Origin of the sequence: Aliivibrio sp. A6 (assembly GCF_028765505.1) — a bacterium.
Classification (GTDB): domain Bacteria; phylum Pseudomonadota; class Gammaproteobacteria; order Enterobacterales; family Vibrionaceae; genus Aliivibrio; species Aliivibrio finisterrensis_A.
In genome coordinates, this window is the sequence record NZ_JARACR010000048.1 from 1 (window position 1) to 16,754 (window position 16,754).

15 protein-coding genes and 2 pseudogenes are annotated in these 16,754 nt (G+C 38.4%); 4 read left to right on the top strand and 13 right to left on the bottom strand.

What is annotated here, in order from left to right; all coding sequences use genetic code 11:
• The coding region (locus PVK70_RS17655) for a methyl-accepting chemotaxis protein (protein WP_274441690.1) at positions 1 to 1,382 on the top strand (1,382 nt) is incomplete at its 5' end.
• A gap of 101 nt (positions 1,383 to 1,483) precedes the next feature.
• On the opposite strand, the gene PVK70_RS17660 is transcribed toward PVK70_RS17655, so the two are convergent.
• Positions 1,484 to 2,866 carry an alpha-amylase family protein gene (locus tag PVK70_RS17660; RefSeq protein WP_130049313.1) on the bottom strand — a complete coding sequence of 461 codons (1,383 nt, stop codon included), beginning with the start codon at positions 2,864 to 2,866 and terminating at the stop codon, positions 1,484 to 1,486.
• A gap of 163 nt (positions 2,867 to 3,029) precedes the next feature.
• A complete protein-coding gene (locus PVK70_RS17665; RefSeq protein WP_130045289.1) occupies positions 3,030 to 3,503 on the bottom strand; it encodes a LabA-like NYN domain-containing protein in 474 nt (157 codons plus the stop codon).
• Positions 3,504 to 3,597: 94 nt separating this feature from the next.
• On the opposite strand from PVK70_RS17665, the gene PVK70_RS17670 reads away from it, so the two are divergent.
• Both PVK70_RS17670 and PVK70_RS17675 read left to right on the top strand, forming a co-directional pair.
• The gene (locus tag PVK70_RS17670; protein WP_060990765.1) at positions 3,598 to 4,056 is read left to right on the top strand and encodes an RNA methyltransferase; all 459 of its coding nucleotides are present in this window, start codon (positions 3,598 to 3,600) and stop codon (positions 4,054 to 4,056) included.
• A gap of 34 nt (positions 4,057 to 4,090) precedes the next feature.
• Positions 4,091 to 5,068 carry a phosphotransferase gene (locus PVK70_RS17675; RefSeq protein WP_130049312.1) on the top strand — a complete coding sequence of 326 codons (978 nt, stop codon included), beginning with the start codon at positions 4,091 to 4,093 and terminating at the stop codon, positions 5,066 to 5,068.
• A 177-nt stretch (positions 5,069 to 5,245) separates the two neighbouring features.
• On the opposite strand, the gene PVK70_RS17680 is transcribed toward PVK70_RS17675, so the two are convergent.
• The 8 genes and pseudogenes from PVK70_RS17680 to PVK70_RS17715 all read right to left on the bottom strand — a co-directional run.
• Positions 5,246 to 7,270: a UvrD-helicase domain-containing protein gene (locus PVK70_RS17680; RefSeq protein WP_130066675.1), complete on the bottom strand. Its 2,025-nt coding sequence runs from the start codon at positions 7,268 to 7,270 to the stop codon at positions 5,246 to 5,248.
• Entirely contained in the window at positions 7,255 to 9,258 is a 2,004-nt protein-coding gene (locus PVK70_RS17685) for an ATP-dependent nuclease (protein ID WP_130049310.1), read from the bottom strand. Before PVK70_RS17685 ends, PVK70_RS17680 begins: the two co-directional genes overlap by 16 nt.
• A gap of 475 nt (positions 9,259 to 9,733) precedes the next feature.
• A complete protein-coding gene (locus PVK70_RS17690) occupies positions 9,734 to 9,907 on the bottom strand; it encodes a hypothetical protein (protein ID WP_165367244.1) in 174 nt (57 codons plus the stop codon).
• 226 nt (positions 9,908 to 10,133) lie between these two features.
• Entirely contained in the window at positions 10,134 to 10,370 is a 237-nt protein-coding gene (locus PVK70_RS17695) for a hypothetical protein (protein WP_130049308.1), read from the bottom strand.
• Entirely contained in the window at positions 10,367 to 12,289 is a 1,923-nt protein-coding gene (locus PVK70_RS17700; protein WP_130049307.1) for an S-type pyocin domain-containing protein, read from the bottom strand. The genes PVK70_RS17695 and PVK70_RS17700 overlap by 4 nt, the downstream gene beginning before the upstream one ends.
• Positions 12,290 to 12,489: 200 nt before the next feature.
• Positions 12,490 to 12,867 carry a helix-turn-helix domain-containing protein gene (locus PVK70_RS17705; protein ID WP_130049306.1) on the bottom strand — a complete coding sequence of 126 codons (378 nt, stop codon included), beginning with the start codon at positions 12,865 to 12,867 and terminating at the stop codon, positions 12,490 to 12,492.
• Between the two features lie 20 nt (positions 12,868 to 12,887).
• Entirely contained in the window at positions 12,888 to 13,199 is a 312-nt protein-coding gene (locus PVK70_RS17710; RefSeq protein ID WP_130049305.1) for a type II toxin-antitoxin system HigB family toxin, read from the bottom strand.
• A 234-nt stretch (positions 13,200 to 13,433) separates the two neighbouring features.
• A pseudogene (locus PVK70_RS17715) lies at positions 13,434 to 13,688 on the bottom strand (BCCT family transporter); the annotation flags it as partial.
• Between the two features lie 118 nt (positions 13,689 to 13,806).
• Here PVK70_RS17715 and PVK70_RS19135 point away from each other — a divergent pair.
• Positions 13,807 to 13,911, top strand: a pseudogene (locus tag PVK70_RS19135) (choline kinase); the annotation flags it as partial.
• A gap of 180 nt (positions 13,912 to 14,091) precedes the next feature.
• On the opposite strand, the gene PVK70_RS17720 reads toward PVK70_RS19135, so the two are convergent.
• The 3 genes from PVK70_RS17720 to PVK70_RS17730 form a co-directional block, all read right to left on the bottom strand.
• Entirely contained in the window at positions 14,092 to 14,220 is a 129-nt protein-coding gene (locus tag PVK70_RS17720; RefSeq protein WP_258132450.1) for a hypothetical protein, read from the bottom strand.
• Positions 14,201 to 15,235, bottom strand: a complete 1,035-nt coding sequence (locus PVK70_RS17725; RefSeq protein WP_181044567.1) for an SIR2 family NAD-dependent protein deacylase — start codon at positions 15,233 to 15,235, stop codon at positions 14,201 to 14,203. Before PVK70_RS17725 ends, PVK70_RS17720 begins: the two co-directional genes overlap by 20 nt.
• Before the next feature lie 290 nt (positions 15,236 to 15,525).
• A partial coding sequence (locus tag PVK70_RS17730; protein WP_274441691.1) for a BCCT family transporter occupies positions 15,526 to 16,754 on the bottom strand: 1,229 nt, incomplete at its 5' end.

Below are 16,754 nucleotides of genomic sequence, written 5' to 3' on the forward strand. Positions count from 1 at the left end.
TAAAAAAAGCCGTTAACCAAAACAAAAAAGCCGTTACCCATTTAAACTACGCGTATCGCGGTTTAGTTAATCAGTTACCACAATTAAAAGAAACCTTTGATAAACCCGTTAATCAATTTAGTAATGAAGTCGGTAAAAAAGAAGGCATCCTAAATACACACTTTGCTTATCTAAATGCTACCGATACCCTTTACAGCAATATCTCTAATCTGGCTCGCCAAATTGATAGCGCACTGGTTTTGTTAACCTCATTTAATGAATTAGCAAATCAAGACTTACAACAGTCATTGCAAATTGCAGAAGATATCTACCAACAAAGCGTATATAAAGCGATTGTATTAGGTATTGTGGTTTCGCTACTTGCTACCTTTATTGGTTATCACCTTGCATCATCAGTTCGCACACCATTAAAAAATATGCTACGTATTTTAGAGTCATTGACTTCTGGTGATATGACTCAACGAATTGAAACCAAAAGAAATACCGAATTCAGTCGTGTTTCTCGTCACATCAATACACTGGCTGATAATCTACAAAAAGTACTACTGCAACTCAGTGGTGCCTCAGACGAATTGACCGAGGTTGCTCAAAACAACAGCTCAACGGCTGAAAGAGCAAAACAACAACTGCTAAGTCAACGCGAACAAACCACTAGCGTCGCCGCGGCGATGACTCAAATGGAACACTCAGTTGTTGAAGTTGCCTCAAGCTCAGAAAGCTCCCTACTTAAAGTACAAGAAGTAGAAGCCGCTTCAGAGCATGGTCAACAAGTGATGCAAAGCAATTTGCAAACCATTGAACAGCTATCAAGCCGCCTTGATGAATCAGTACAAGCCGTAGGTAATTTACAAAAAGTCAGCGGTGAAATTGGTTCTATTCTTGATGTGATCAATAACATTGCAGAGCAAACTAACCTACTTGCACTGAACGCCGCGATTGAAGCAGCGCGCGCAGGTGAGCAAGGACGTGGCTTTGCCGTAGTCGCCGATGAAGTACGTATTCTTGCTCAACGTACTGCAAAATCAACCTCTGAGATTGAAGTAATGATTGCCAATCTTCAATCCAGCTCTAAAACTACCACCACCGTTATTGAAAGCTGTGTAGTCGACATGCAGCAGAGTGTTACTCAAACAAACGAAGCCAATAATGCAATGGTAATGATCCAAAGCTTGATTGATGAGATAAGCCACATGAGTAACCATATTTCTCAAGCGGCTAACGAGCAAAGTGCAACCACAACTGAAATTGCACGCAGTCTTGAAGACATTAGCCACATTGCAGAAGAGAACCAAACCGCAATGAATGATATTGCCAATGTCAGCTCAACATTGAATGAGTTGGCACACCAACAAAGTGATATCGTGCATCAGTTTAAGGTTTAGCTTAGTTAATTAAGCAGGTAACCAAGCGACAAAAACAAAAAAGGTGGATTCGTTATCCACCTTTTTTATGTCTGCTTATTAAGGCTCTAATCTAGCAATAGCTAACGTGAAAACAACAGATACGAGTTTGCAGGAATAAAGAATCGAAGGTTTCCCTGTTGAGGTGCGTAATAGTTGTGCGAGGTTCTTTCTAGCCACACCACATCAGATTTTACCGCCATATTCACTTCAATATTATGGGCAGATTTATTGATTGCCACGATACCACTTACCCCTCTTTCGAAGATCAAATGATCATCACTTGCAGCGACGTGTTTTTGTGGCTCACCATACATATCATGATGAAAAGCAATCAGCGTTGCCATGCGTTCAGAATACCACTCATCTTTCCATCTTGGCTCACCTGCAACATTTTTTATGCCACTGACATCAAGCTCAGAATAAATCAGAGGAATACCACCATCACGGCCAAACAAATACGCATGCGCAAGCCACTCATTTGCTTCACTCATCACAAGCGACTGGAACACTTGGTTATTTGGAATATCATGAGTGGTCGCAAAAGTAATCGCGCGCAGTGGAGACATTGCCATCCCATAAATGTACGGGTCAATTAAGCTTGTAAAAGAGGCGTCTTTTTCTAGTGCTTGATAAAGGGTATTAAACAAAGGAAAGTCATAAGCGCCTAACTTTGTTTCTTTTAGGTATGGATTTAAAAAGGTTTCATACTCTTCTTTGGTTGCACCACCATCGGTAATGATCTCACCAAAAATATGAATATCATGAGTGATCTCATCATCCCACACTTTGCTAAGGTGCTCTAAACTCATGTGCTTGGCAGCATCAATACGAAAGCCTTTCACACCAATCTGTTTTAACGCCTTTAGGTATGAACGTTGTTGCTCAATAACATGAGTATTATCTACTAACGTTGGTAAACCTGGGTCATGAGGCCCACCTGAGATACGACCGTTCTGCACTTCCCACTTATCATTCCAATTTTCGATCCCAAAGGCTTCGACAAAGTCAGATTCAGAAAACAGCGGTTCAGATAAATCACCAAACAGTTTTAACGCTTCATACTTCTCAGGGTTACGAGCGTAATCTTCCCTGTCCCATTGATTTGGGTATTCAAGATCAGCGCGAATGTCTGATTCATTGGCCATGTGATTGAACACCACATCAACATAAACCCACAACCCTAACTCAGCCAATCGCTCTACCATGCGTGTAAAATCAAGCGTATTGCCAAGAGGGTTATCAATAAGACGATAATCTTGCGGTTGGTAGCGCTGCCACCACTGGGTGCCTGATGGCAAGCTTAATGATTTCATGGCAGGAGAAACGAGCACAGAGCGATAACCCAAACGGGCAATCAATTCTGCTTGCTCTGTGATGTGTTCATAGCGCCAATCGAAAGCATGTAGGATTATATTACTCATCGCTGGCACTTCAGCTGAATGGCATTGTGTTTGCTGGTTCATTATTTTTTTATCCATTACATAACATCATTCAATTATAAAAAGTTCCCATTTTCCTTCCCTCCTCCCTTAATTGATAAAATCCAGTAGGAGATCTTAGGCGTAGAAGAGAAAGATAAGCAGTACTCTATAGCGATACCGTAAAGGATACTAATGATAACTTACTCTATAATAACAAGTTATCTTCTATTGGAATAAAGCGATCAGCGGCTTCTATAAGTGAATTAGCCGTTAAATTTTGCACGCCATACACTTCAACTTCTTTATTAAAACGTGACTGAATTCGCTTAACGAGTAAGTCAAAATCCCCATCGCCAGACAAAATAACCACAATATCCGCCTGCTCTGCCAACTCAATCGCATCAAGGGTGATACCTACGTCCCAATCGCCTTTTGCTGACCCATCACGACGCTGAATAAAAGGCTTAAGCTTCACATCAAAACCAATACCACGAAGGATATTATGAAACTGCTTTTGTTTGTCATCACTGCGCGCAATCGCATACGCATTAGCCCCAACCACCTTACGGCCATCGGTCACTTTTGCCCATAATGCGTTGTAATCAAAATGACGTTGGTAAACATCACGCGTGGTGTAATAAATATTTTGTACATCAACAAGAATCGCAACGGTTTTCATATTTCGCCTTCCTAGGAAATTATCCAATGAGTCTATATGAATCCCTTTAATTTAGGTATACTTCGCGCAAATTTTGTATTGGAAAGACGGTAAAATGACTAAAGGCTACTCTTGTATTGGATTGGTAAACCCAAAAACACCTGAAAACGTAGGCTCGGTAATGCGAGCGGCAGGCTGCTATGGCGTAAACTCGGTATTCTACACGGGCAGACGTTACGATATCGCTAAACAGTTTTGTACGGATACAAAAAGCCAGCATCTTAACGTGCCATTGATTGGCGTTGAAGATCTAAAAGACATCATTCCTTTAGATTGTGTGCCTGTGGCCGTTGATTTAATTGAAGGCGCAAAACCGCTGCCAGATTACAAGCACCCACCACGTGCGTTTTACATTTTTGGTCCAGAAGACGGTACATTGAAAAAAGAGATCACCGATTTCTGCCGTGAGACTATTTATGTACCAACCAATGGCTGCATGAACTTAGCCGCTGCTGTGAACGTGATCATGTATGATCGCATGGCAAAAGGCGAAAACTTCTCAAACCATAAATAATCTACGTTAAGCTAGATGAATAAAGGAACTCGACATGTTTGATTTATCACGTATTTCGGGTTTCGAAAATGCATCAATTACCCAAACCGATACCCTACAAACCTTGTGGGGCGGTTATGGGGAGTTGGTGCGTTTGCATTTAACCCATGCACCCACCTCTTCTATTATCATTAAACAAATCACCTTACCCAAGCCTAAGGCGCACCCTAGAGGTTGGAATACGGATTTATCACACCAACGTAAACTCGACTCATACCAAGTGGAACTCAACTGGTACCAAGATTACGCCAATGCAGTTTCTGAACATTGCCCTGTACCGCGCTGTTTATACGTTGAGCAGCGTGATAACGAGCTCATCTTAGTATTGGAAGATTTATCGACCTGCGGATTTCCAATCGTAAAAACTGGACCATTACAAACCAGCGCCTCAATAAATGAAACCAAAGCCTGCTTAACTTGGCTTGCAAACTTTCATGCAGCACACCTTAATGTCGAACCTATTGGATTATGGCAAATTGGCACGTATTGGCATTTAGACACGCGCTCTGATGAGCTTGAAGCCTTAACGGATTTACCATTAAAACGAGCAGCAGTTAAGATTGATGAAACACTTAAAAACAGCCGCTACCAAACCTTGGTTCATGGTGATGCTAAGTTAGCGAACTTCTGTTTTTCTGAAGATGGGGATCAGGTTGCTGCGGTTGATTTCCAATACATAGGAAAAGGCTGCGGTATGAAGGATGTGATCTTATTTATCAGCAGTGCCGTTATGCCAGAAAACTGTGCGGAGCTTGAGAGCGAATTACTCGATCATTACTTTAGCCAGCTTAAAGCCGCCCTATTACGTTTAGGACACACCAAAGCAAGTGACGATATTGAGCAAGAGTGGCGACCACTGTTTTGCATTGCTTGGGCTGATTTTCAACGCTTTGTAAAAGGCTGGAGCCCAGAGCATTGGAAGGTTAATGAGTATACTGAGGGGCTTAAAGAAAGAGCGTTGGGGGTTTTGTAGGAAAAAGGTCGCGAGTGAGCGACCTTTTTGTTAGTGGATTTGGAGGGTAACTTGTTTTTTGGTATTTCCGAGTTGCACGCCTTAGGAATTTCAGAATGTGCGGATAACTCCGAATATTGTACCTAAGCGGTTTATCCATATCTATGTGACCAAGTCGTCTTGACCACTACACTTACACTAATCAATAACTACCTTTTCAAATCCGGGGAATGTTTCCAGTAGATACTTTTCCTCATCATTAGTTACTACTTTAACAACGGTCAAATTCTTTATCGTTCGCGAGCACGCTACATAAAATAGTTTCATGCTAGAGGCCGAAAAAACGTTACTAGGTTTAGTTCGATCTTGACTAAACTGAAACTTATATTGATTCCAGAAATATTCATCAAGTACAACTAAAACATTTTCAATACCTGATCCTTTCGTTTTATGCATTGTGACATAATCGCACTTTTCATTTAGATACTTGCAATATCTGACTATCTCACCGAAAGGGATCGATTCAGAGAATAGCTCCTCATAAAATCTCTCTCTTTTAAGATTGGATATGAATTCATTAAATGCTTCTTCAGTCAATTCTGGGGATTCTTTTGTCATCTTAACTAAGGTGTTAGAACCAGAATTAAAAAGCGCTTTGAGCTCTTGATATCCCATATCACTTTTCAATCCAGCTAAGAAAGAATCTTTACGCTCAACATACGCAAGATAACTATCTGACTCGGCAATTATGTTTTCTTCAAAAGCAACCTCAAGGGTTTTAGCAATACTTAATTTACCCATAGTTATCCTATCAAATGCAGCAACAATTTTTTCTTTAGCTTTAAGATTGCTGAGAACAAAACCTGACTTCTTCAGTTCGGATAAAATAAAGTTATACCTTTTTTCTGAGCCGCTATAGGCATCACATAATTCAGCTAGATCCAGAGCCTGTATACTTGTAAGAACCTTTTCAATTTCATCCTTAACTTCCGTATACCTATCAGCAAACAATTGATATAAAGATGCAAATCCAACTTTGCTTGCAATTGATTTGTTTGTGAGCATTAACTTTTTATGATGAGAATCTTCACCATCTGCTAAATCAATTAACTTGTCGACAAAATCGAGATATGCTTGCTTTTCTTCAGGCGAACTCCGAGAGTGAGGCTTGTTACTATTCCAGATTGCGTAAAGTAACCGAACTTCACCTTGTCTGTCTTTTAAGGTTTCTTTGGTGCCATCTTCCTTAGTCTTGAATGCTGGTTCTTGTTTAAGAGCATCATCTCTCAGAGCATTAATAAAGTCGATCACCTGCTCTGAACATCTGAAGTTATCTTCTTTTGGTATCTCAACAAGATCACCTGAAGTAATATAAGTACGAACGTCTCCAACACCATCAGAATATATGCTTTGCATCGCATCACCAAACAATCCTACAGTGGTATTCCTATTTTTTGGGAGATGTTTTAGGAACACTTCAACCACATCTTCATGCGTATCTTGATATTCGTCTATTAAGATAAAGTCATACTTATCACACAAGATTCTTCCTAGTTTTGGATAGCGTTTAAATAACAAGGTTGCAATTTTTAATAAGCTATCATGCCCAAATGAAAGGTCATTAAATCGGTCAAAACGTGAATCGTTGTATTTGATATATTTATGATCTTTACTATCAATTATCTGTCGAATCTCAGTATTCAACTCGGCTATTTTTTGGTTTAGATCCTGATTGCTCTCATCTGCGACTTTATCATAGTCTCTTTTAACGAGCTCTTTGGGTGAAGTCTCACCTTTAACGATGTATTTCCGCTTTGCATACTTTTTATATGCTTTCTTATAGTTTTCATGATTAAGTTTCTTGAGTTCATTTCCAACTAATCCTGAACTATCCTCAGTTTCAACTCTTAAACTAGAAACGATAAATAACTCATGGATAACATCATGAATTGCCTTGGTATAGTTTTTAATTAACTTTCCAAGAAACGAGTGTATTGTCGATATGTTATAACCTTCTCCTACACGGTCGATGATTTCATTGGCGGCTAGGTTAGTATGAGTAATACAGGCGATTCTCTTCTTCGGGTAACTTTTAGCTAGGATATTTAGTGTTTCCTTTAACGTTTCAGTTTTCCCGCAACCCGCCCCTCCCTGCAAAACAAAACTCTTCTTATCTGCTATGCATTCTTGAATTCTTTCCTGTGGGGTTATTTGGCGATCCACTTTAACCCCTCCTTGATATATGACGGAGGATTCCACTTAAGATGATCATTTGAAAGAGCGAGGTAAAGTATAGATGAGGCAAAACCAGACTTCCCTTTGCTATCGAGCATTATCTCCACAAACTTGTCAGGATCAGACTTACATTCATCAAACTTGTTCTTGTTTTTTAGCCCATCGATATCATTCAGATTACGAGCTATTATTTCCATATTCGCACTCACGAACGCTTCTTCAAAGCTTCTTCCTTGGTAACCGCTTTCAACATCCTGATAAGCAACTTTAATCAATGCTGAAGGTTCATCATGGGTATGTGCTTTTAGTTTCTTCATCCAGTCAGGGAAGCTTTCCGTATTAAATTCTGGTGATTTATAGTAATGCCGTAAGGTCGCATTACTGGTATGTGTACCAGTTTTAGCAGAACAGGCCTTGTAAATCTTTCTTCCCGCTTCACTTTCTCTCTCTTCTGTAGTATCTAGATCTGTAATAATGAGCGTCTTAATCTCAAGAAAATCTAAAAAATGCCTAAATGCTTTTGCATTCGCCCCGACTTCGAGGATCGATATGTTTTGAGAAGTAAGAGCAATATCTCCCGAATCACCAAGGCCATCTGTATCAAATTGACTGATGAAGTATGGTAGGAGCATTTTTTCAGAAGTACCTTCTATGAAAATTATCTTCTCTGCAAAGAATAGTTCTGAGGACTCTATTGTTAAGTATTGGTTCAGAAATTTGAAATTCTTCTTCTCTACTTTATCAATCTCAGCATTCTTTTCATCAGCATACTTTGCCTGTAACTCTTTATAGAAATTTCGTATTTCTGTGTTTGCTTCGTCCTTCGCAGATCGGAAGTATCGAATATCCTTAAAATTACATTTCTGGACGATATGGGCAGAGTGAGTGGAGATGAAAGTTTGAAGTCCTTTAATTCCTTTTAGAGTATTTGTAATTTGATCAATAAAAACATACTGTAATTGCGGATGAGTATGAGCTTCCGGTTCTTCAATAAACAGAAGATTTATATCCCGCTCAGTCTTTTCAAAATCTGCTTTCTCAATCTCTATATTCAACAGAAGATAGAGTATGTTCATATACCCCAGACCATTCTGGTGCTCAGGAAGTTCATAGCCATTATTCCCATAGGTGATCTTAGAATGACTTCCCATAACCTCCTTAGACTGAAGATCAGATACAACGTTTAACTCGGTAAGCCCTAGAAAAGACTTCGCGTTCTCAAGGAACGGCTTAAAGAATGTTTTATAGTTATCACTAAGCTGCTCGTCCGCATTAATAATAGATGAATTAATCCCTTCTAGTTCATCATGAGAAACCTTGACTTTACTATTGTAAAATTGAGTTGTTAGGTGTGAAAGAATCTTTCGATCTTGAGGCTTAGCATCCGAGCTTGTTACATTCCTATTTGCTTGAATTATTTTTAAATTGATAAGGTTATTAACATCAGATGCATCTTTTTTGATCAGGTTTGAGCGATGATTAGACTCAAAATCACTGTACTCATTAAAGATGTAGTAACTAACTTGGATGTATTCAGAAAGGTTCTTTTTGATAAACTCATTTTTTCTTCCAGTAACAGTATCAAGATCCTTTAACAGTTTTGATTTATTAATTGTTGCTTCAAAAGAAATTCGTACGGTGTTGCAATTTGGGTCAAGATCCACAATAAAATCAGAAAGATTCTGTAGATTATCTTCTTCTCCATATTTAATAGTAAGAGATAGCCTTATTGCTAGCGAATACTCATCAGTCTCTTGACTGATCTTAAGGATATTTTCACGCAGGCTCAATGGGAAATCATCGTAATAAAATTTTTTTGATCTCAAAAATTTTTCAAACAGTACAATGAAAGATGTTTTACCCGAGTTATTTTTTCCTATTAATAGAGATAACTCGTTATTTAACTCATCTTCCAAGTCTAATGTAGTATCTTTCAGTAACCTGAAATTCTGTACTCGTATATTGCTTATGTACATTTGTACTCCATACGAAAAGAGAGGGGCTGTAATTCTCCCTCCGAACACTTTAATCGTTAGTCACGCCATTAAATATACACATTAAGTTTCATATTTTCAGTGAGTTAAATCAAACTAAAATGAAATTACTCGACACCTATTAACTGCTATTAAAAAAGTAAAAGTCGTCAGAATTATCCAGACGTGATCACATTAGCAAATCTAGGTTACATAATGAAAATAAAATAACTTCCTCCATTATTCCTATAATTCTTTCAGGAAAACTACCTACTAGTTTCACTTAAACAAAAACGCCCCTACATAGGAGCGTTTGAAGTTAATTGTAGTCACCAAGAATTAACTGATTATTTCACAAGTTGATATTCGCCAATAAGGCTCTCAAGTGGAATGTTCAACTTACTATTTAAGTTTCTAATCATGGTGAGTGAAAGTCGTCTCTTTCTCTTCAAAATATCAGTAAATCGGCTACGCAGCCTTAGGCTTCAATTTTATAATGAACGCTTTCGTATGCTTCAGCTAAAATAGTTAAAACTTCTAATTCATCAAACTCAATATCTGGTAATGCATCAGGATCACCGCTAGTGAGTTCGCTGATACGAGTCATCGCTGCTTTGTAATCATCTTTAGTTCTAATTGGCTTAATATTCATAATTTATTACCACTGCATTGTTATTTAGTGTTTGTGGGCTATATAAAAAAACTCCCCAGCACAAAGTACCAGAGATAACAGCCCAAACCACTTTCTGCTTAACAGGTACTTCTAATTTACCACCCGCTGTCATGCATCAATATAGTTTTCAATTTGAAGTAAGTGTTCTTTTAATCACATCAGCACCATTTCCATCATGATAAAAATACTAATTTTTATTTACATGTTAACTATCATATTCAGCATACTCAATAATACGTTGCATAGAGTCGGAACCAAGATCTTCAATAACATCCAGAACTAAAAATATTTCAAGAAAATACGATAAATTACTTGGAACATCAATAGAATCCTCTAAGCAAACTATTGCATTTGATTTTATTGTCCAAGGCCTTTCTGCATAAATCGTATGCTCAGGATCTTCATTATTAATATTTAATAATACTTGTTCTAACGTTCTCATTTTTTCCCCCATATAGCATACCCCCCCTTATTTTCAGGGTGTAATATTTTCCATTCATCACTACCAATCGTATGATGCGAACGAGGAACTAAAACCATTTCCCCTTCACCTCGTTCATGGTGCCACGTCCAACCTTCTGGTGGTCTACGTGGAGCAAGGCCTGTTATTGTTCTACTTAAATTAACATCTAATAATTCCATTTGTCTTTTAAAATCAGCATCCGTTTCCATTTGATTCAGCAAGTTTTCATTAGCCTCTTGAAAGTGCCTAGCCCTAGAGACCCCAGGATATGAATTAGGAGATAATTTAGTTTTAAATCCTGCGGTATATGCCTTTTTACTAAAAACCAAATATAACGGTGGTAAACCTGCATCAGCAGGAAATGTAACGATATACTCAACTAATTCATCTTCTGGGTAAAGTACCGTCCCTAATTCTTGTTCATGCTCTTCTATTGGCCTTACCCATACATCATGGACATCTAAGCCATCATACTCAGGACGCTCTGTACTTGGGTCTAGCTTATACTCTTCGCCATCGGGGACCCACGTTAGTGTAATGCCCTCTTCAAGATCAATAACGAACTTATCACCATCTCGATCAGCAACTTTCTTTTTTACTCTTTCGCCATAAGCATACCCATCACCAGAATGTATACCGACGACTTGCTCAACCCCATTTTCATCTTTGTATAAGTTAAAACGAACGGTTGTATTTATTGCATCCGAGGTATCAAATTGAAGACTGCCATCAAGCGAACTATCCGCTAACTGTGACGGCCATAATGCAGCAATAAGACCACCACCTAAACGAGCCATGCCACTAACTGCTGCATCAGATAAAATCCAACTCCCCATAGATTTACTGACATTACTACTTAGCGTGCCTAATAAACTACCGCCAGTGGCGCTTGATGCAGGCAAGGCAAGAACCGCCATGTAACCAAACTCTGTAGCTTTAGCCATTGGATCTATCTTACATACATTCAATATCGGCGTTTGTTGCGGTATCGCATTATCATTAATCGCAGCTTTTACATTATGACGAAGCTGTGGAGTGGATGCCGATGTACAAGTATTAGCAAAGCTTATTGATTGTCCAATATTTTGAATTTTTACTGCAGGAAGCGTCTCGTCTTCTTGTTCATGAACTAACTTGTTTTCATGTTTGCTTTGGACGATAGCATTAACATCAAGCAAACAAGCGTGTGTATCAAGCCAATTTGAATCAATATCTTTAAATTGCTCAGAAGACATTTTTTGCGGAAGATAAAGTAAATGCTGACGTGCAGTCACTATATTATTGATTTTCCAAGGCAGTAAAATGAAAGCATAATCATGAGCCGACACTAACTCATCAGTGAGAGCATCTTTCGTTGAGCGAGTAACTTGAAACGCCCATTTCCCTGAGCCTTTTAACCTATATTCATTAATTAACGTATCATCAATAAAATGATAAAAATAACCTTCCGTTGGCCACCCTAAACGTTCTCCTACTTGAACAGCAGGCTTAATAGGAACAAAAGATTCAGTATTGCTTCCAGATCCTGCTTTAACTGGCTTTACATCATCAAATAAAATTGCATTGCCACATGAACAGAAAAATTCACGAGACAGTTTTTTCGGTTCATCAATATTTACGCTAGTGGTTAGTCGTGTAAAACCTTCGTCGGTCTGAGTTTTATTCCATGAAGAGATGTTTGCTTCTTCCTTAGTTTTACCTAAAGAAAAAATACCGACTTGATAGGTATTCAATTCATCTTGAGAACAAGCAATTTCAATTGAATATTCAAAAGCAGCGGCTTTCGCTTGTGGATCTGTAACTGGCTCATAATGAGGAATATCTGGCTTCGCTTGTTTTGCCAGCTCTTCATTCCATGGAAAATAAGCATTTATAAACTTTGTCGTTTTCTTTTCCATGTCATCCCTATCATTACTTAAACCTTATCTGTAATGATAAATGAAAACTCAAATGCGTTTTTACTGAATGTAATAGGCAAAATAACCAAAATACCAGTTAGATTGTATTGGAGGTAAATATTTAAAATCAATGATACAGGAAAAACAAAAACGCCCCTAGATGGAGCGTTTGGAGTTAAGTGTAGCATCACGAAAACTGATTATTTCACAAGTTGATATTCGCCAATAAGACTCTCAAGTGGAATGTTCAACTTACTATTTAAGCTTCTAATCATGGTGAGTGAAAGTCGTCTCTTTCTTTTTAAAATCTCAGTAACTCGGCTGCGTTGCCCTAATATTGGTGTTAAGTCACTATCACTTAACCCAAGCTGTTCCATTCTGAATTTAATTGCTTCTACTGGATCTGGTGCTTCAATTTTATAATGAACGTTTTCGTATGCTTCAACTAAAGTGGTTAAAATTTCTAATTCATCAAACTCAATATCAGGTAATGCATCAGGATCGCCGCTAGTAAGCTCACTGATACGAGCCATAGCTGCTTTGTAATCATCTTTAGTTCTAATTGGCTTAATATTCATAATTTATTACCACTGCATTGTTATTTGAATAAATCGATGGTTTCGGCATCAACGTTATCATATTGTTTATGTGTCCCTACAAATTTCACGTAGAAAGCTTTTAAACGATAGCTCACTGAAACAATCAATCTATATTTGTTACCACAGATATTAAAAACGACCCTTTTATTTCCTACGATACTTGCGTTTTTATACTGTGCTTTTATTTCATGAGGAGAATTCCAATCTGCTTGAATAACCTCATCGTGCCACGCTTTTAATGCTTCTTCTGAATCTTTATAGAGTGGGTTTGAGTAAAACTCTATAAGAATTGGTTTTGAAATAACTCGCACATAGCCTCCGTTCTATGATTAAGTTCCCATTATGGGAATAACTGCATAAAATGTCAATTTAACTTTCCCATTTAGGGAATAACAAAGATAAAAAGTAATAATTTTGCGTTATTCAACCGTATCAATTATTTGTTATTGCATAAAACAAAAAACTCCCCAGCACAAAGTACCAGAGAGTTTTATTGTAGATCTAACTTTTACTTTAGCTCTTACTCTAGCTAAATGCCAATGTGATTAGTTAACTCGCTTAGTCGCTGCCTTTGGCTTATCAACTTCCGTCAATAGCCCTTTAAGTAGACTTGCACTGCCTAACAACAGAATAATAGTAAACGGCATTGCGGCAATAATGGTGATGGATTGCAGCGCTTGAATAGATTCAGTACCACCAATCCACAACATAATCATGGCGATAACACAAGAGATAACAGCCCAAACCACTTTCTGTTTAACAGGTACTTCTAATTTACCACCCGCTGTCATGCCATCAATATAGTTTTCAATTTGAAGTAAGTATTCTTTTAATCACATCAACATCAGTTTCCATTTTATTCAACAAGTTCTCATTAGCCCCTTGAAAGTGCCTAGCCCTAGAGACCCCATGATATGAGCAGCAGTTAAGATTGATGAAATACTAAAAAACACCCGCTACCAAACTCCGGTGCATGGTGATGGCAAGTTAGCGAACTTCTGTTTTTCTGAAGATGATCGCCACTTTACTCAACTTAAAACTACCCTGTTACGCTTAAAACACACCGATGTAAGTGACGACATTGAGCAAGAGTAGCGACCACTGTTTTGTGTTGCAGGGCAGCCATCTTGGACAATAGTTTCTAAAACCACACGCACAAAAAAGCCGCGATGAACGCGGCTATTTTTTAAATCAATTGTTTTATTATGGTTTTGCAACAGTCAAAACTTTTCTTACCGTACCAGCTTTAATTGCATCAGAATATGCTTGAGATAACTTACGTAAACCTTCAGTTTTACGTTGTGCTGTAGTCTTACTGTTTTTTGAACGCATAGTTGACTCCTTCTAACCCAAAACCACACCAATGGTCATATTGTAATCTACTTGCATAAACGTTGGCAAGTCGATTGTAGAATAGCACAAGATTATCTTCAGCTGCCGATGCAGTGTATAATGTGACTTGTCTTAAAGATGAATGAGCTTTGATAGTAGACGCTATGATCATGCCAAGTAAGTTAAGCTCTCTCAAAGTAAAATTATTGTCAGGCTGTTCGAAGGGTGACTCACTTTCTCTATTAGACTGTAGATCAAACTTAATCTCATAAGCAGTATGATCGAGTTTTTGTCCGACAAGTTCTTCTAATTCTTTCTGTTCTTCCTCAGAGGTTACTACAAACTGTGTAGGAGTAAAGTAAACCTCATATGTTCGCTCATTGATAGAAAATGTTTTAATATCAATTTCATAATCCCCTAAGTCAATTATGTTAAACTCACTATGTAAATTTTGACTCAGTTCAAGAACAGAAAATGTATCTGAAAGATCTCCAACAGTTGTCTGTGATAATAAGTCGTCGTTGTTTACAATATTAAAGTTTAGAAAGCTTCCACCACATGCAAGTACTTCACTCTCTAGATAAGAAAGCGGATAACCATTATTACTAACACCAAGTACAACCATTAAATCACCAGAAGCCCAAGTAATAGAATTTAGGTCCAAAGATGCCACATCTTTATGATCGAAAATACTCTTAGGATCCTTAATGTTGCCATGGAGGTGGTGAACTGTTCCTCCTACTTGTTCAATAAGATCGTCGACGTTCAAAGTATAGTGGGTCATCTCTACACCGTGTGCCTGACAATAATGGTGCAGTTTAACTAACTCGCGATGTACAGAATTGGGCTTTATATGCAAAAACCTAGATTTCAAAGAAGAGATAGCACCTATCACAATATCTTCTGCTTGTGCTGAATGAAGAAGTAGATAATCACTGTCTAACTTGATTTCATCGTATATAGGCATACCCGATGGACTAGAAAGACCGGCTCCAGATAGTACAACTAGTTTCATTTTTACTCTTAAATATTTGAAGTTAGTATAACGATATAATGCTTATGGGTAACGTATATGATATTAAAAGTAATAACAAGAGGTTAATCCCCTCGCCAATCAAACTCAATTTCAAGTAACGCATCAGGAACGCCGCTAATAAGCTCACCGATACGAGCCATAGCTGCATTGTTATTTTGTGTTTATGGACTCTCTAAAAAACAAAAAACTCCCCAGCACAAAGTACCAGAGAGTTTTATTGTAGATCGAACTTTTACTTTAGTTCTTAATCTAGCTACAAACTAACCTAACTAGTTAACTCGCTTAGTCGCTGCCTTTGGCTTATCAACTTCCGTCAATAATCCTTTAAGTAGACTTGCACTGCCTAACAACAGAATAATAGTAAACGGCATTGCTGCAATAATGGTGATGGATTGCAGCGCTTGAATAGATTCAGTACCACCAATCCACAACATAATCATCGCGATCGCACCAGAGATAACAGCCCAAACCACTTTCTGTTTAACAGGTACTTCTAATTTACCACCCGCTGTCATGCCATCAATAACGATAGAGCCTGAGTCCAACGTGGTCACAAAGAAAACGATAATCAGTGCTACGGCAATAAAAGATAGAATATCCCCAAACGGATAAGCATCTAGCATGTGGAACAAGCTTAAAGAGACATCGGTAATACCTTGCTTAGCTCCTAAAAATCCAACTTTATCGATAACTTGTTGAATCGCCACGCCGCCGAAGATAGACATCCAAGCGGTTGTTACCACTGTCGGAATAAGCATGACACAAAGAAGGAATTCACGAACGGTACGGCCTCTAGAGATACGTGCTACGAACATACCAAAGAAAGGTGCATACGCAACCCACCACGCCCAATAGAACACCGTCCAACCGTGCAACCAAGTGGTATCCTCACGGCCAGAGTTTTGGCTTAATGGAACAATGTTTTTCACATACCCCGTTAATGCTGTAACTAATGAATCCAATACGGTTGTGAAGTTTAGCACAGCAATCAGACCAAGGAAGATAAAGGCAATAACCATATTTAGGTTACTCAGAAACTTAACGCCCCCATCCATACCACGTAGAACAGAAATAATAGCTAAGCCCATGATCAATACGATAATAGCCTGTTGAAGATAGATATTATTTTCCATTCCAAAAACATGGCTAATACCACTCGTCGCTTGCGAGCCGCCTAAACCAAGAGACGTTGCCAGACCAAACAAGGTAACTAATACGGTTAAAATATCAATCACATCACCCGTTTTACCCCACACGCGATCCCCTAATAGTGGATAAAACACCGAGCGCATTGATAATGGCAACCCTTTGTTATAAACAAAATAAGCAAGGCAAAGTGCCGTCATGCCATAGATAGCCCACGCATGTAAACCCCAGTGGAAGACGGTTGCGCCTAGTGCAAGTTCACGACCTGCTTCTGTAAAAGGTTCGACATTAAGTGGAGTTCCAAACCAGTTGGTAAAGAACGCGGTTGGCTCTGCAACACCCCAGAAAATAA

Coding starts and splice junctions, on each gene's coding strand:
- PVK70_RS17660 (WP_130049313.1), bottom strand. CDS start 2,866: ATGAACCAGCAAACACAATGCCATTCAGCTGAAGTGCCAGCGATGAGT.
- PVK70_RS17665 (WP_130045289.1), bottom strand. CDS start 3,503: ATGAAAACCGTTGCGATTCTTGTTGATGTACAAAATATTTATTACACC.
- PVK70_RS17670 (WP_060990765.1), top strand. CDS start 3,598: ATGACTAAAGGCTACTCTTGTATTGGATTGGTAAACCCAAAAACACCT.
- PVK70_RS17675 (WP_130049312.1), top strand. CDS start 4,091: ATGTTTGATTTATCACGTATTTCGGGTTTCGAAAATGCATCAATTACC.
- PVK70_RS17685 (WP_130049310.1), bottom strand. CDS start 9,258: ATGTACATAAGCAATATACGAGTACAGAATTTCAGGTTACTGAAAGAT.
- PVK70_RS17690 (WP_165367244.1), bottom strand. CDS start 9,907: ATGAATATTAAGCCAATTAGAACTAAAGATGATTACAAAGCAGCGATG.
- PVK70_RS17695 (WP_130049308.1), bottom strand. CDS start 10,370: ATGAGAACGTTAGAACAAGTATTATTAAATATTAATAATGAAGATCCT.
- PVK70_RS17700 (WP_130049307.1), bottom strand. CDS start 12,289: ATGGAAAAGAAAACGACAAAGTTTATAAATGCTTATTTTCCATGGAAT.
- PVK70_RS17705 (WP_130049306.1), bottom strand. CDS start 12,867: ATGAATATTAAGCCAATTAGAACTAAAGATGATTACAAAGCAGCTATG.
- PVK70_RS17720 (WP_258132450.1), bottom strand. CDS start 14,220: ATGCGTTCAAAAAACAGTAAGACTACAGCACAACGTAAAACTGAAGGT.
- PVK70_RS17725 (WP_181044567.1), bottom strand. CDS start 15,235: ATGAAACTAGTTGTACTATCTGGAGCCGGTCTTTCTAGTCCATCGGGT.